This is a genomic window from Pseudomonas sp. Os17 (assembly GCF_001547895.1).
Classification (GTDB): Bacteria; Pseudomonadota; Gammaproteobacteria; order Pseudomonadales; family Pseudomonadaceae; genus Aquipseudomonas.
Genome location: NZ_AP014627.1, coordinates 2,139,823 through 2,155,679 on the forward strand (window position 1 = coordinate 2,139,823; position 15,857 = coordinate 2,155,679).

The following is a 15,857-nucleotide window of genomic DNA, read 5'->3' on the forward strand; positions in this document are numbered from 1 at the left end:
ACTTCAAGCGGTGCTGGCTCGCCCTGGCATCTGCGCCTACACTGCGGCTCCGCACGAGGAGCCTGCCATGTTGATTGTTGCCGACGAAAATATTCCCCTGATTGACGAGTTCTTTGCCGGCTTTGGCGAGATTCGGCGCTTCCCCGGGCGCGCCATCGATCGGGCGGCCGTGGAGCAGGCCGATGTGCTGCTGGTGCGCTCGGTGACCCAGGTCGATCGTCAACTGCTGGAAGGCAGTCCGGTACGTTTTGTCGGCACCTGCACCATTGGCACCGATCACCTGGACCTGGACTACTTCCAGCAAGCCGGGATCAGTTGGTCCAGTGCCCCGGGCTGCAATGCCCGGGGCGTGGTGGACTATGTGCTGGGCAGCCTGTTGACCCTGGCCGAGATCGAAGGGGCGGACCTGGCGCAACGCTGTTATGGCGTGGTGGGGGCCGGTGAAGTTGGCGGGCGCCTGATCAAGGTCCTGCGCGGCCTGGGTTGGCAGGTGCTGGTCTGTGATCCGCAACGCCAGGCGGCAGAAGGCGGCGACTATGTCAGCCTGGAGCAGTTGATCGAGCGTTGTGACGTCATCAGCCTGCATACCCCGCTGACCCGCCACGGCGAGCATGCCACCTGGCACCTGCTGGACCGGCAGCGCCTGGACCGGCTCAAGCAGGGCACCTGGCTGATCAATGCCGCCCGCGGTCCGGTGGTGGATAACCGGGCGCTGCGTGAAGTCCTGCTTGAGCGTGAGGATTTGCAGGCGGTGCTGGATGTCTGGGAAGAGGAGCCGACCGTGGACCGCGAACTGGCGGACCTGTGCGTGCTGGCCACGCCCCATATCGCCGGTTACAGCCTGGACGGCAAGCAGCGTGGCACGGCACAGATCTACCAGGCTTATTGCCGCTTCCTCGGGCAGGCCGAACAGGTCAGCCTGGCCAGCTTGCTGCCGGCGCCCTGGGTGCCGCAGGTGAGCCTCAATGCCAATGCCGACCCGGCCTGGGCCTTGGCGATGATCTGTCGGGCGGTGTACGACCCGCGCCGTGATGATGCGGATTTGCGCCGCAGCCTGGTGGACGATGTCGCCCGGCAGCGCAGTGCCTTCGATGGCTTGCGCAAGCATTACCCGGAGCGCCGCGAAGTTGATGGCCTGCAAGTGCGGATTCAAGGGGAGTCGCCGGTGCTGAGCCGGATCGTCAGGGCCCTGGGTGCCAGCCAAGTCTGAACCCGTTCGCAGCCCAGGGCGCGGGCATAAAAAACCCGGCCATAAGGCCGGGTCAAGAGGACGTGAGGCTGTGTGTCAATCTTGCCGAGCAGGCTTGACCAGTCGCTTTTCCAGTTCGCGGCAGGCGTTCTGGATCATGTCTTCAGTAATAGGTACTTCGCGACCCTGAGCGTCGATGATGGCACACCCTAGAGACTGGTTCGGCTGGGTACGGATCACTTGAATCTTGTCATTGCTGCTGTGTTGCAAGGACATGGCCTGTCTCCTCATCAGGTTGTGTGCTTACTTTAGAATGGCCGGGTGACCAAGCTGTTACAGACCGCCACCAGGACTGGCCCGGCCACTTCACTCCACCAGAAATGTCCAGGGAGTGCCAGCCACAGATTAGACCGATAATCTCTAGGCTCTAGTGTCAGCGGTCATAATCAACCTGACTCATTGTGATTTAGCAAAGTTCCCGCGAATTCATCTCGTTGCCGCCGCTGCAGCGGATCAGTCGCCGGCGCGTCAATGGATGAACTGCATGCTCTCTTCTCGTCACCGCCGGGCGCTGCATCTGGCCAACCGCTTCATTGCTCCCTACCGTTGGCAGGCGCTGGGCGCCTTGCTGGCGTTGATTGTCACTGCCGGCATCACCTTGTCCATGGGGCAGGGCATCCGGCTGTTGGTGGACCAGGGCTTCATGACCCAGTCGCCGCATTTGCTCAATCAGTCCATTGGCTTGTTCCTGCTGCTGGTCCTGGCCCTGGCGGTGGGCACCTTTGTGCGTTTCTACCTGGTGTCGTGGATCGGCGAGCGCTGTGTGGCGGACATCAGGCGCCAGGTGTTCAATCACCTGATCTACCTGCACCCCGGCTTTTACGAGAACAACCGCAGTTCGGAGATCCAGTCGCGGCTGACGGCGGACACCACCTTGCTGCAGTCGGTGATCGGCTCCTCGCTGTCGTTGTTCCTGCGCAATGCGCTGATGGTGCTGGGGGGCATTGTCTTGCTGTTTGTCACCAACCCCAAGCTCACCAGTATCGTGGTGGTGGCCTTGCCGCTGGTGCTGGCGCCGATTCTGATTTTCGGTCGCCGGGTCCGCAGCCTGTCGCGCCTGAGCCAGGACCGGATCGCCGATGTTGGCAGCTACGTCTCGGAAACCCTCGGCCAGATCAAGACGGTCCAGGCCTATAACCACCAGGCCCAGGACGAGCAGCGTTTCGCCGTGACAGTGGAGGATGCCTTCGATACGGCGCGCAAGCGCATCGTCCAGCGTGCCTGGCTGATTACCCTGGTGATCGTCCTGGTCCTGGGGGCGGTGGGCGTGATGCTCTGGGTCGGCGGCATGGATGTCATTGCCGGGCGCATTTCCGGCGGTGAGCTGGCAGCGTTCGTCTTCTACAGCCTGATCGTCGGCAGTGCCTTCGGCACCTTGAGTGAGGTGATTGGCGAGTTGCAGCGGGCCGCGGGGGCGGCGGAACGCATTGCCGAATTGCTGCGGGCGGACAGCCGCATCCAACCGCCCGACAGCGGGCTGGTGAGCCTGCCGGCGCGGGTGCGTGGTGAGCTGCAACTGGAGGACCTGGGGTTCGCCTACCCGTCGCGACCGGATCGCTATGCCGTCGACGGTTTGACTCTGACGGTGCGGGCCGGGGAAACCCTGGCGCTGGTGGGGCCTTCGGGCGCAGGCAAATCCACTCTCTATGACCTGTTGCTGCGTTTCTACGATCCACAGCGGGGACGGATCCTGCTGGACGGCGTCCCCCTGACCCAGCTCGACCCGCAGGATCTGCGCCGCTGCTTTGCCCTGGTGTCGCAGAACCCGGCGCTGTTCTACGGCAGCATCGAAGAGAACATCCGCTACGGTAGGTCTGACGCGACCCTGGCCGAGGTTCAGGACGCGGCGAAGATCGCCTATGCCCACGAGTTCATCGAGCAGATGCCCGATGGCTACCGGACCCATCTGGGAGATGGCGGCTTGGGGCTCTCCGGCGGCCAGCGGCAACGCCTGGCAATCGCCCGGGCATTGTTGGTGGACGCACCGATCCTGTTGCTGGATGAAGCCACCAGCGCCCTGGACGCGCAGAGCGAGCATCTGATTCAGCAGGCTTTGCCCAGCCTGATGAAGGACCGCACCACTCTGGTGATCGCCCATCGCCTGGCTACGGTGAAGAATGCCGACCGCATTGCGGTCATGGATCAGGGCAAGCTGGTGGCGGTGGGTACTCATCAGCAACTGATCGCCAACAGTCCGCTCTATGCGCGCCTGGCGGCCCTGCAATTCAGCGACGGCCCTCAGGCAGCGGTGTAGGAGCCGGCTTGCCGGCGAAAGCGTCCAAAAGGCTGGCGCCCAGTTCGACGGTTTCTTCGCGGGCGAGCCAGGAGCTGGCCCAATAAAAAGCCCGCATCGTTGCGGGCTTGTGGAGGGGTGGGGTCACTGGTCGTCGAAGTAGCGCTCATGCCAGTCCACCAGCGGCTGCGGTGAATTGAGCTTCTGCCCATAGATCACCGAGTACGACAGCACGTTCTGTACGTACTGGCGGGTTTCGTCGAAGGGGATGCTTTCCACCCACACATCGAAACTCAGGTGATCGGCGCCCTTGAGCCATTGGCGCACCCGCCCGGGACCCGCGTTGTAGGCCGCGGAGGCCAGCACCCGGTTGCCGTTGAACTGGCTGTGCACCTGGCTCAGGTAGGCGGCGCCCAGCTGGATGTTCTTGTCCGGGTCCAGCACTTGCTGGGGCGAGGCCAGGGGGATGCTGAACTTGCGCGCGGTTTCCTTGGCGGTGCCGGGCATCAGTTGCATCAGGCCGCTGGCGCCGACGTGGGAGCGGGCGTCGTCCATGAAGGCGCTTTCCTGGCGGGTGATGGCGAACACCCAGCTGGAATGCAGGCCGCGGACCTTGGCTTCGCGCACCAGGGTGTCGCGGTGAGCCATTGGGAAACGGATGTCCAGGTCATCCCAGTATTGAGCCTGGCTGATGGTGCGGATGGCCGGGAAGTACCACTTCAGGTCGTAGGCCAGCCTGGCCTGGGCCACCATTTCGTCGCGGTTGAAGTGTCGGCTGACGTGGTACCACTCGCGGCGCCCGTCGACGATCTGGCCTCGGGCATGAAACTCCAGGGCGCGACGCACGCCCGGGGTATTACGGACTTTGTTGATGACCGCCTGGCTCAGCATCAGCGGTTGGTTGTTCAGCTGATAGGGGGCCTTGGCGTGATCGGCGGCGAGGAAGCCATAGAAGTCCCGCTCCCGGGCCAACCCCTTGAACAGCGCCTGGGCCTGAGGGTTTTGCGGCTGGGCCAGCTCCAGGCTGCGAGCCTGCCAGTAGCGCCAGCGGTTGGTGCTGGCCAGGTCCTGAGGCAGCTTGCGGGTCAACTGATAGGCATCCTCCCAGCGTGCCAGGCGCAACAGCAGGCGCAGGCGCCATTCGGACACGGTGTTGTCGCGCAGCTCCGGGTCGTACTTGGTCATCACGTCCAGGGCGCGGCTGTCGAAGCGCCGGGCCAGGGTCAGGCCGATTTCGCGGGCAATCGCCACTTTTTCGTCGCGGGAGAAGTGCATGCTGCTGGCATAGCCGTCCAGCAGGGCCATTGCCTTGTCAGGGTCCTGGCGTGCCAGTCGGCGCAGGCCGAGGCCGACCACATCGGACATGGCCTCATCGGCCGGCTGGAAGCGCGAGGGCTGGCTCAGCAATTCGGGTTTTTGCGCCACATCGACCAGCAGGCGACCCTGAGGCGCCAGGCTGGTCATGCTCTTCACCAGGCTGTTGGCCAGAGGATAGTTGCGGGCTTCGGCCGCCAGTTTGGCCCGTTGCCAGCGTTTCTGTTCGGTCAGTTGGCCTTCGGCGGCCCATTGCGCGAACAAGGCGTCACAGGCGGCCGGTTGGGATTTGCCGGTCAGCCAGAGCTTTTCGGTGGCGGCGTAGCCTTCGGCCTTGAGATTGTGTCCCAACTGGTACTGGCCGTTGAGGCAGTCCAGCTCGGTGAAATTGAGTTTCGGGTCGTAGTACTTGGTGAAGGTCGCCCAATCGCCGCGTTCGGCCAGCCAGCGTAACCAGCGCAGTTTCATCCAGTTGGCCTGGGGCAGATCGCCATGTTCGGCGAGGAATTTCTCGATCTCGGCGTTGCTGGCGGATTTCAGCCGGGCAGTCAGCTCGTCATAGGCCAGGTAGGGTTCCAGCGGGTAGTCACGCAGCGCATCGGCGTAACGGAAGTAGGGGCCGGAATCACCCTTGGCCAGGGCGCGCTTGGCTTCATCGTAATACTGGCGTTGTAGAGTCAGGTCTGCCGCCTGGGCGGATTGGACGGCTGCGGCGGTGAGAAGCAGGCAAGATAAAACACTGAAAAGGCGACTGCGCATGAGACATCCGGGCAGAGAAATCATGACAAGTGCCGACAAGGCCAACACTGATTGCTCACTAGCTTAGCCTTTTGCCAGCAACCGGTGAAAGCTTTGCCGAACCCTTGGCATCAGTTGGCAACAAAAGTGCCTCAGGGGTGGCCGGCGGCGAAATAGCCGGCCTTCTGCGGGCTCAAGTCAGGTAGAATGCGCGCCCGGTTTTTGGAGAAGAACATGACCCTGCTCAAATTCAGCGATGTGTCCCTTGCTTTCGGCGCCATGCCGTTGTTGGACAAGGTGTCCTGGCAGATCGCCCGTGGTGAGCGGGTGTGCATCATCGGCCGTAACGGTACTGGCAAATCCAGCATGATGAAGCTGGTCAAGGGCGATCAGAAGCCCGACGACGGCTCCGTATGGCGCGCACCCGGTCTGAAGATCGGCGAGTTGCCCCAGGAATTGCCGGTGGCCGACGAGCGGACCGTGTTCGACGTGGTTGCCCAGGGCCTGGACGGTGTCGGCGAGCTGCTGGCCCAGTACCACCACCTGAGCCAGAACATCGTCACCGACGCCGATCTGGAAAAACTGATGCACGTCCAGCACGACCTCGAAGCCCGTGACGGCTGGCGCCTGCAGCAACTGGTGGACAGCACCCTGAGCCGTCTGCAACTGCCCGCCGACAAGACCCTCGCCGAGTTGTCCGGCGGCTGGCGTCGTCGCGTGCTGCTGGCCCAGGCCCTGGTGTCCGAGCCGGACCTGCTGCTGCTCGACGAGCCGACCAACCACCTGGACATCGGCGCCATTGCCTGGCTGGAAGAGGCGCTGAAGGATTTCCAGGGCGCGGTCCTCTTTATTACCCACGACCGTTCCTTCCTGCAGAACCTGGCCACTCGCATTCTCGAACTGGATCGCGGTGGCCTGATCGACTGGAACGGCGACTACGCCAGCTTCCTGGTGCACAAGGAAGCCATGCTGGCGGCGGAAGAAACCGCCAACGCGCTGTTCGACAAGCGCCTGGCCCAGGAAGAAGTGTGGATTCGCCAGGGCATCAAGGCCCGGCGTACCCGTAACGAAGGCCGCGTGCGTGCGCTCAAGGCGCTGCGCGTGGAGCGCAGTGAGCGCCGCGAGCGTACCGGCAAGGCCAATATTCAGCTGGAAACCGCAGACAAGTCCGGCAAGCAGGTGATGGTGCTGGAGAACGTCAGCTTCGCTCACCCGGATGGTCCGTTCCTGGTCAAGGACTTCTCCATGGTCCTGCAGCGCGGCGACCGTATCGGCCTTCTGGGCGCCAACGGCACCGGCAAGACCACCTTGCTCAAGCTGATGCTCGGTGGCCTGGTTCCCAGCAGCGGCAAGGTGGAAGAGGGTACACGGATCGACGTGGCCTACTTCGACCAGTTGCGCCACCAGTTGGACCTGGAAAAGACCGTGATCGACAACGTCGCCGAAGGTCGCGACTTCATCGAGATCGATGGCCAGAGCCGTCACGTGCTCAGCTACCTGGGTGATTTCCTGTTCAGCCCGCAACGTGCCCGTACGCCAGTCAAGGCGCTGTCCGGCGGTGAGCGTGCCCGTCTGTTGCTGGCCAAGTTGTTCAGCAAGCCGGCCAACCTGCTGGTGCTCGACGAGCCGACCAACGACCTGGATGTGGAAACCCTCGAGCTTTTGGAGGAAGTGCTGCTGACTTTCCAGGGCACGGTACTGATGGTCAGCCACGACCGGGCGTTCCTCGACAACGTGGTGACCAGCACCCTGGTCTTTGAAGGCGAGGGCAAGGTTCGCGAGTACGTTGGCGGTTATCAGGATTGGCTGCGTCAGGGCGGTTCGCCGCGGTTGCTGGGCGTGACCGAGAACAAGTCCGGCAAGGCCGAGCTGAATTCCGCCGTGGTGGCGCCGGTACAAGCCGCGGCGCCGGCCCCCGCGCAGGAGGCTCCGGCGGCGAAGAAGAAGCTCAGCTACAAGTTGCAACGCGAGCTTGAGGCGTTGCCGGGGCAGATCGAAGCGATGGAGCAGCAGATTGCCGGGGTCGAGGCGGAAATGGCCGATGCCGGTTTCTATCAGCGCCCGGTGGCGGAAACCGCTGCGGTCATCGCCCGGCTGGAGCAGTTGAATGCCGAGTTGGAGCAGATGGTCGAGCGCTGGGCCGAGCTGGATGCCTGAATGACCGCTGAGCAATAAAAAAAGCCCGACTTCAGAGTCGGGCTTTTTGTCGAGGCCGCTGGCGTGCCGGTGGCGGTATTCAGCGCTTGACCAGGTGCACCGCCAGCACGTCACAAGGCGCGCCGTGGAGAACGTCATTGGCGGTGGAGCCCAGTAACAGCGCCAGGCCGTGGCGGCCATGGCTGCCGACCACGATCAGGTCGCATTCCTGCTCCTTGGCCAGGTGGTGAATCTCCTGGCGTGGCTGTCCGTAGGTCAGGTGGCTGTATTCCTTGGTCAGCTCCGGGTACTTGTGGATCAGTCGATCCAGGCGCTCCCGAGCCTGGTCGAACTGTTGCTGCTGCAGTTGCGAAAGGTCCATGGGGACATCGCCGCCGAAGGCCATGGCCATGGGTTCGACGATATGCACCAGGGACAGCTTGGCCCCATTGCTCACCGACAGCTCGCGAGCGCGGTGGATAACAGGATCGCACTCTTCGGTTAGATCTACGGCGACCAGAATATGGTGGTAGGACATGAGGCGCTCCTCCTGAGGATTGCAATAGCTTCAAGTATGGCTGCTTTCAAGCGGGTTGGTTTTGCCCAGGCCCCGCTCATCAAAAAATCGAGAGTACTGATATGACGGTCTGGATAGTGGTGTCAATCCTTGCGGTGGTTCTGAGTCCGCTGGCGTGGTTGCGTCCCTCGCGCCGCCAGAGCGGCCTGATCGCCCTGCGCATGGAGGCGCGGCGCATGGGCCTGGCCATGCAGCTGGCGCCTCAGGAGTGGCCACATTGGCTGGGACAGGAGCCCCCCAATCCGTGCCCGCAGTACCACCGCCCGCGGCGTAGCGCGCAATCGGCCTGCTGGAGTTACTGGCAGACAGCTCCCGGTTGCTGGGTCAATCAATGGCGTGAGCCTTGTGTCGACGAGCTGCTGCTCCAGCGCCTGCAGACGTTGCCGTCCGGGGTGTTCAAGGTTGAAGCGGACAAGCAGCTGATTGCCCTGTACTGGAACGAGCGTGGCGAGGTCAGTGTCCTGGAGAACATCGCCTCGGTGCTCAAGGCCTTGGCCTGAGGCCTTCGAGGAGCGCGTCCGGGGCAGGGTGGGGCTGGGCGCTGGGCAATAAAAAGCCCGACTCAACATCGGGCGGGATGGCCAGGCAGGCCGGTAATCGGGTTGGAGCCACCTTCGGGTGGCTTTTTGCTGTCTGGGCAGTGGCTTTATTCGATAAATGTTTTCTGGTCATTTCTTCAGATATATCCCCAGCTTAGTCGTACTTGCTCCTTGAGGTCGGGGGATTTAGGGCGATTTTTCTAAATATTGATCCTATGAATGGCCTTGAATGCGGGGCCGTGTTGAAGGTCCGGGGAGCGATGAAGTGACCGCAAAGTCGCGTTTCAAACAGTGTTTTGTACGATTGACAATTGGCGGATTTTCCCTGAATGTGGCGTACCCAAATCAAACGGGCGTATGAAATGAGCGTTTGCATCGCAGGCGGCTCTGTACAGAATCCCGACTATCGCGTTGGCGGGTGTGCCTGGCGGAATGGCGTTAGCATCGACGGTGACGTTAGTGCCAAGCCAGAAGTCAGCGTCCGACGTGTACTGTTCAGCTTCCATATCGTGGAGATCAGTTGATGATTTACGAAGGTAAAGCCATCACGGTTAAGGCTCTTGAAAGTGGCATCGTCGAATTGAATTTCGACCTCAAGGGTGAGTCCGTCAACAAGTTCAACCGTCTAACCCTGAACGAACTGCGTCAGGCTGTTGACACCATCAAGGCAGATGCTTCGATCAAGGGCGTGATCGTCAGCAGTGGCAAGGACGTGTTCATCGTCGGCGCCGACATCACCGAGTTTGTCGATAACTTCAAGCTGCCGGATGCCGAGCTGGTGGCTGGCAACCTCGAAGCCAACAAGATCTTCAGCGATTTCGAAGACCTCAATGTGCCGACCGTTGCCGCGATCAATGGCATCGCCCTGGGGGGCGGCCTGGAAATGTGCCTGGCAGCGGATTACCGCGTCATGGCCGCCAGCGCCAAGATCGGTCTGCCGGAAGTCAAGCTGGGCATCTACCCGGGCTTCGGCGGTACTGTGCGCCTGCCGCGCCTGATCGGTGCCGACAACGCCATCGAGTGGATCGCCGCCGGCAAGGAAAACCGTGCCGAAGACGCGCTGAAAGTCGGTGCCGTGGATGCTGTGGTTGCACCCGAGAAACTCAAGGATGCCGCTCTGGCCCTGGTCAAGCGCGCCATTTCCGGCGAGTTCGACTACAAGGCCAAGCGTCAGCCGAAGCTGGAAAAACTCAAGCTCAACGCCATTGAGCAGATGATGGCGTTCGAAACCGCCAAGGGCTTCGTGGCTGGCCAGGCCGGCCCGAACTACCCGGCACCGGTCGAAGCGATCAAGACCATCCAGAAAGCGGCCAACTTCGGTCGCGACAAAGCCCTGGAAGTGGAAGCAGCCGGTTTCGTCAAACTGGCCAAGACTTCGGCCGCACAAAGCCTGATCGGTCTGTTCCTCAACGACCAGGAATTGAAGAGAAAGGCCAAGGCCTACGACGAAATCGCCAAGGACGTGAAGCAGGCCGCCGTACTCGGCGCCGGCATCATGGGGGGCGGCATCGCCTACCAGTCGGCGTCCAAAGGCACGCCGATCCTGATGAAGGACATCAACGAGCACGGTATCGAGCAGGGTCTGGCGGAAGCCGCGAAACTGCTGGTGGGCCGCGTTGACAAGGGTCGCATGACCGCCGCGAAGATGGCTGAAGTGCTCAACGGCATTCGTCCGACCCTGTCCTACGGCGATTTCGGCAACGTCGACCTGGTGGTCGAAGCCGTGGTCGAGAACCCCAAGGTCAAGCAGATCGTGCTGGCCGAAGTGGAAGCTCAGGTCAAGGAAGACACCATCCTGGCGTCCAACACCTCGACCATTTCCATCAGCCTGCTGGCCAAGGCCCTCAAGCGTCCGGAAAACTTCGTCGGCATGCACTTCTTCAACCCGGTGCACATGATGCCGCTGGTGGAAGTGATCCGTGGCGAGAAGTCCAGCGAGCTGGCCGTTGCCACCACCGTTGCCTACGCCAAGAAAATGGGCAAGAACCCGATCGTGGTCAACGACTGCCCGGGCTTTTTGGTCAACCGCGTGCTGTTCCCGTATTTCGGCGGCTTCGCCAAGCTGGTCAGCGCCGGTGTGGATTTCGTACGCATCGACAAGATCATGGAAAAATTCGGCTGGCCAATGGGCCCGGCGTACCTGATGGACGTGGTCGGTATCGACACCGGCCACCACGGTCGCGACGTCATGGCTGAAGGTTTCCCGGATCGCATGAAGGACGACCGCCGCTCGGCCGTGGACGTGCTTTATGAGGCCAAGCGCCTGGGACAGAAGAACGGCAAGGGTTTCTACGCCTACGAAACCGACAAGAAGGGCAAGCAGAAGAAGGTTGCCGATCCATCGGTACTGGAAGTGCTCAAGCCGATTGTCTACGAGCAGCGTGAAGTCACCGACGAAGACATCATCAACTGGATGATGATCCCGCTGTGCCTGGAAACCGTTCGTTGCCTGGAAGACGGCATCGTCGAAACCGCTGCCGAAGCGGACATGGGCCTGGTCTACGGCATTGGTTTCCCTCCATTCCGTGGCGGTGCGCTGCGCTACATCGATTCCATCGGTGTTGCCCAGTTCGTTGCCCTGGCCGACCAGTACGCCGATCTGGGCGCGCTGTACCACCCGACCGCGAAGCTGCGTGAAATGGCCAAGAACGGCCAGAGCTTCTTCGGTTAAGCGCCCACACTAGAGCGAGAGTGAACATATGAGCTTGAATCCTAGAGACGTCGTGATTGTCGACTTCGGTCGTACTCCGATGGGCCGCTCCAAGGGCGGCATGCACCGCAACACCCGCGCCGAAGACATGTCGGCGCACCTGATCAGCAAACTGCTGGAGCGCAACACCAAGGTCGACCCGGCGGAAGTCGAGGACGTGATCTGGGGCTGCGTCAACCAGACTCTGGAACAAGGCTGGAACATCGCGCGCATGGCGTCGCTGATGACCCAGATCCCCCATACTTCGGCTGGCCAGACCGTCAGCCGTCTGTGCGGTTCGTCCATGAGTGCGCTGCACACTGCAGCGCAGGCGATCATGACCGGCAACGGTGACGTATTCGTCGTGGGCGGCGTCGAGCACATGGGCCACGTGAGCATGATGCACGGTGTCGATCCGAACCCGCACATGTCCCTGTACGCGGCGAAAGCCTCGGGCATGATGGGCCTGACTGCCGAAATGCTGGGCAAGATGCATGGCATTACCCGCGAACAGCAGGACGCCTTTGGCTTGCGTTCCCACCAGCTCGCCCACAAGGCGACCGTGGAAGGCAAGTTCAAGGACGAAATCATCCCGATGCAGGGCTATGACGAGAACGGTTTCCTGAAACTGTTCGACTACGACGAAACCATTCGTCCCGAAACCACCCTGGAAAGCCTGGCGGCCTTGAAGCCGGCGTTCAACCCCAAGGGCGGTACCGTGACTGCCGGTACTTCGTCGCAGATCACCGACGGTGCCTCGTGCATGATCGTGATGTCGGCCCAGCGGGCTCAGGATCTGGGTATTCAGCCGATGGCGGTGATCCGTTCCATGGCCGTGGCGGGTGTGGATCCGGCGATCATGGGCTATGGTCCAGTACCGGCCACGCAGAAAGCCCTGAAGCGCGCAGGCCTGGGCATCAACGACATCGACTTCTTCGAGCTCAACGAAGCTTTCGCCGCACAGGCCCTGCCAGTGCTGAAAGATCTGAAAGTGCTCGACAAGATGAACGAGAAGGTTAACCTGCACGGCGGCGCGATCGCCCTGGGTCACCCGTTCGGTTGCTCCGGTGCACGTATCTCCGGGACCCTGCTCAACGTCATGAAGCAGAATGGCGGCACCTTCGGTGTGTCCACCATGTGCATCGGCCTTGGCCAGGGCATCTCGACCGTCTTCGAACGCGTTTAAGCGTTGGGTGGATGGAAGCCGGGGCCCTGTGCCCCGGTTTTTGTTTTTCTGCGGATTTATTTGTTTTTATTTTGAAAAGAATTGCACGAGGGCCAGAGCATGCAGTTACAACCCGGGCTCTATCAGCATTACAAGGGGCCGCAGTACCGCGTTTTCAGCGTGGCGCGGCACTCGGAAACGGAAGAAGAAGTGGTGTTCTATCAAGCCCTGTATGGGGATTACGGTTTTTGGGTACGCCCCTTGAGCATGTTCCTGGAGTCGGTCGAAGTTGACGGCGAGCAGGTCCCACGCTTTGCTTTGGTGCAGGCCGAACCCAGTCTTTTTTCACCGGCATAAGTGCCGGTCGCGCAGTACCCTGCGCTTGACCTCACCTTGTTGCCACTATATATAGCGGGGCCGCGTCAGGCGCCAACCGCCTTTCTCTTCTCGAATTCAGGAATTTTCCGATCCATGGGCAAATCGCTGGTCATTGTGGAATCCCCGGCTAAGGCCAAGACCATCAACAAGTACTTGGGCAACCAATACGTGGTGAAGTCGAGTATCGGCCATATCCGAGACCTGCCCACCAGCGGTTCGGCCAGTGCCGCCAAAGAGCCGGCCGCCAAGCGTGGCAAGGCCGCTGCGGGCGAAACTGCGGCCCTGTCGCCGAAGGAAAAAGCGCGCAAGCAGCTGGTGTCGCGCATGGGCGTCGACCCCGAGCACGGCTGGAAGGCCAAGTACGAAATCCTTCCTGGCAAGGAAAAGGTCATCGAAGAGCTGCGCCGCCTTGCCAAGGATGCCGACACCATCTATCTCGCAACGGACTTGGACCGCGAAGGGGAGGCCATCGCCTGGCACCTGCGGGAAGCCATCGGCGGTGATGACAGCCGCTACAAGCGCGTGGTGTTCAACGAAATCACCAAGAAGGCGATCCAGGAAGCCTTCTCCCAGCCGGGCGAGCTGGACATTCATCGGGTCAACGCTCAGCAGGCCCGGCGCTTTCTTGACCGTGTGGTGGGCTACATGGTCTCCCCGTTGCTGTGGGCGAAGATTGCCCGTGGCCTGTCCGCCGGTCGTGTGCAGTCGGTAGCCGTGAAGCTGGTGGTGGAGCGCGAGCGTGAGATTCGCGCCTTCATTCCGGAAGAGTACTGGGAAGTCCACGCCGACCTGGGCACTGCCAAGGGCTCGAAGGTGCGCTTCGAAGTGGCTCGCGAGAACGGTGAAGCCTTCAAGCCGCTCAACGAAACCCAGGCCATGGCTGCCCTGGAGAAGCTCAAGGCTTCGGCCTACAGCGTCGCCAAGCGTGAAGACAAACCCACCAGCAGCAAGCCGTCAGCGCCATTTATCACCTCCACCCTGCAGCAGGCCGCGAGCAACCGCCTGGGCTTCGGGGTGAAGAAGACCATGATGATGGCCCAGCGTCTGTATGAAGCCGGCTACATCACCTACATGCGTACCGACTCCACCAACCTCTCGGCTGATGCCGTGGCGATGGCGCGGACCTATATCGAAGACGAGTTCGGCAACAAGTACCTGCCGGCCTCGCCCAACGTCTACAGCAGCAAGGAAGGGGCCCAGGAGGCGCACGAAGCGATTCGTCCGTCCGACGTCAACACCCACCCAAGCAAGCTGTCGGGCATGGAACGTGACGCCGAGCGGCTCTACGAGCTGATCTGGCGCCAGTTCGTCGCCTGCCAGATGCTGCCGGCGCAATACCTGTCCACCACCGTCAGCGTGGCCGCTGGGGACTTCGAGCTGCGCGCCAAGGGCCGCATCCTCAAGTTCGACGGCTACACCCGGGTCATGCCGCAGATCAGCAAGCCAGGTGATGACGATGTGCTGCCGGACATGGCCCAGGGCGAAGTGCTGAAGTTGATCAAGCTCGACCCAAGCCAGCACTTCACCAAGCCGCCAGCGCGCTATTCCGAAGCCAGCCTGGTGAAGGAAATGGAAAAACGCGGCATCGGTCGTCCTTCGACCTATGCGGCGATCATTTCGACCATTCAGGATCGCGGCTACGTAACCCTGCACAACCGTCGGTTCTATTCGGAAAAGATGGGTGACATCGTCACCGAACGTCTCTCTGAAAGCTTCTCCAATCTCATGGACTACGGCTTCACCGCCGGCATGGAAGAGAACCTCGATGACGTGGCCCAGGGCGAGCGCGACTGGAAGAACGTCCTTGACGAGTTCTACGGCGACTTCAAGAAGAAACTCGAAGTGGCCGAGGGCGCCGAAAGCGGCATGCGCGCCAACCAGCCGGTCATGACAGATATTCCATGCCTGACCTGCGGTCGGCCGATGCAGATTCGCACCGCCTCCACTGGTGTATTCCTCGGTTGCTCGGGCTATAGCCTGCCACCCAAGGAGCGTTGCAAGGCCACCGTCAACCTGGTGCCGGGCGACGAGATCGCCGCGGACGACGAGGGCGAATCCGAATCCCTGGTACTGCGTGGCAAGCACCGTTGCCCGATCTGCAGCACGGCGATGGACGCTTACCTGCTGGATGAAAAGCGCAAGCTGCACATCTGCGGCAACAACCCGGATTGCGCCGGCTACGAGATCGAAGAGGGCAGCTACCGGATCAAGGGCTACGAGGGCCCGAGCCTGGAATGTGACAAGTGCGGCAGCGAGATGCAGCTCAAGACCGGTCGTTTCGGCAAGTTCTTCGGTTGCACCAACGCCACTTGCAAGAACACCCGCAAGCTGCTGAAAAGCGGTGATGCGGCGCCGCCGAAGATGGATCCGGTGAAGATGCCTGAGCTGAAATGCGAGAAGGTCAACGACACCTACATCCTGCGCGACGGTGCTTCGGGCCTGTTCCTGGCTGCCAGCCAGTTCCCGAAAAACCGTGAAACCCGGGCGCCGTTGGTGCTGGAGTTGATCCCGCACAAGGACGAGATTGATCCGAAGTACCACTTCCTCTGCGAAGCACCGAAGAAGGACCCAGAGGGGCGTCCTGCGGTGGTGCGCTATAGCCGCAAGACCAAGGAGCAGTACGTGCAGACCGAGGTTGATGGCAAGCCTACCGGCTGGCGCGCGTTCTACGACGGCGGCACCTGGAAGGTCGAAGACAAGCGCTAGGCACTGATTGTGTCGAGGGGCTTGCTCCTCGCATTGGCGCCGTACAGGGCCGCATGATTCCGCCGGGAGTCATGCGGCCTTTCTTTTGCCTTGCGGTGCGCGGGAGTGATCCTTGAAACTGTGCCATCCGCAT

At 61.7% G+C, this 15,857-nt stretch carries 11 protein-coding genes; 8 read left to right on the plus strand and 3 right to left on the minus strand.

The window, feature by feature from the left end; all coding sequences use genetic code 11:
* Positions 1 to 67: 67 nt before the first annotated feature.
* Positions 68 to 1,210: a 4-phosphoerythronate dehydrogenase PdxB gene (pdxB, locus tag POS17_RS09675; protein ID WP_060838345.1), complete on the plus strand. Its 1,143-nt coding sequence runs from the start codon at positions 68 to 70 to the stop codon at positions 1,208 to 1,210.
* Positions 1,211 to 1,285: 75 nt separating this feature from the next.
* Here the strand turns inward: pdxB and POS17_RS09680 are convergent, their stop codons facing one another.
* Positions 1,286 to 1,465 (minus strand): PA1571 family protein, encoded by a 180-nt coding sequence (locus POS17_RS09680; protein ID WP_011060254.1) that lies wholly within the window; start codon positions 1,463 to 1,465, stop codon positions 1,286 to 1,288.
* 259 nt (positions 1,466 to 1,724) lie between these two features.
* On the opposite strand from POS17_RS09680, the gene POS17_RS09685 reads away from it, so the two are divergent.
* Positions 1,725 to 3,503 (plus strand): ABC transporter transmembrane domain-containing protein, encoded by a 1,779-nt coding sequence (locus POS17_RS09685; RefSeq protein ID WP_162492849.1) that lies wholly within the window; start codon positions 1,725 to 1,727, stop codon positions 3,501 to 3,503.
* A gap of 123 nt (positions 3,504 to 3,626) precedes the next feature.
* Here POS17_RS09685 and POS17_RS09690 read toward each other — a convergent pair whose 3' ends face one another.
* Positions 3,627 to 5,555, minus strand: a complete 1,929-nt coding sequence (locus POS17_RS09690; RefSeq protein ID WP_060838347.1) for a transglycosylase SLT domain-containing protein — start codon at positions 5,553 to 5,555, stop codon at positions 3,627 to 3,629.
* Positions 5,556 to 5,768: 213 nt separating this feature from the next.
* Between POS17_RS09690 and POS17_RS09695 the strand changes: the two genes are divergently transcribed.
* The gene (locus POS17_RS09695) at positions 5,769 to 7,691 is read left to right on the plus strand and encodes an ATP-binding cassette domain-containing protein (RefSeq protein WP_060838348.1); all 1,923 of its coding nucleotides are present in this window, start codon (positions 5,769 to 5,771) and stop codon (positions 7,689 to 7,691) included.
* Between the two features lie 79 nt (positions 7,692 to 7,770).
* Here the strand turns inward: POS17_RS09695 and POS17_RS09700 are convergent, their stop codons facing one another.
* Entirely contained in the window at positions 7,771 to 8,208 is a 438-nt protein-coding gene (locus POS17_RS09700; RefSeq protein WP_016964862.1) for a universal stress protein, read from the minus strand.
* A gap of 101 nt (positions 8,209 to 8,309) precedes the next feature.
* On the opposite strand from POS17_RS09700, the gene POS17_RS09705 reads away from it, so the two are divergent.
* From POS17_RS09705 to topA, 5 genes are all read left to right on the plus strand, one after another.
* Complete coding sequence (locus POS17_RS09705) at positions 8,310 to 8,747, plus strand: hypothetical protein (RefSeq protein ID WP_060838349.1); 438 nt, start codon at positions 8,310 to 8,312, stop codon at positions 8,745 to 8,747.
* A gap of 562 nt (positions 8,748 to 9,309) precedes the next feature.
* On the plus strand, positions 9,310 to 11,457 hold the full coding sequence (fadB, locus tag POS17_RS09710; protein WP_060838350.1) for a fatty acid oxidation complex subunit alpha FadB: 2,148 nt from the start codon (positions 9,310 to 9,312) through the stop codon (positions 11,455 to 11,457).
* Between the two features lie 28 nt (positions 11,458 to 11,485).
* Positions 11,486 to 12,661 carry an acetyl-CoA C-acyltransferase FadA gene (gene fadA, locus POS17_RS09715; RefSeq protein WP_016964860.1) on the plus strand — a complete coding sequence of 392 codons (1,176 nt, stop codon included), beginning with the start codon at positions 11,486 to 11,488 and terminating at the stop codon, positions 12,659 to 12,661.
* Positions 12,662 to 12,760: 99 nt separating this feature from the next.
* Positions 12,761 to 12,997, plus strand: a complete 237-nt coding sequence (locus tag POS17_RS09720) for a DUF1653 domain-containing protein (protein WP_019093731.1) — start codon at positions 12,761 to 12,763, stop codon at positions 12,995 to 12,997.
* A gap of 114 nt (positions 12,998 to 13,111) precedes the next feature.
* Positions 13,112 to 15,724, plus strand: coding sequence for a type I DNA topoisomerase (gene topA / locus POS17_RS09725; protein WP_060838351.1), 2,613 nt, complete (start codon positions 13,112 to 13,114; stop codon positions 15,722 to 15,724).
* Positions 15,725 to 15,857: the final 133 nt, after the last annotated feature.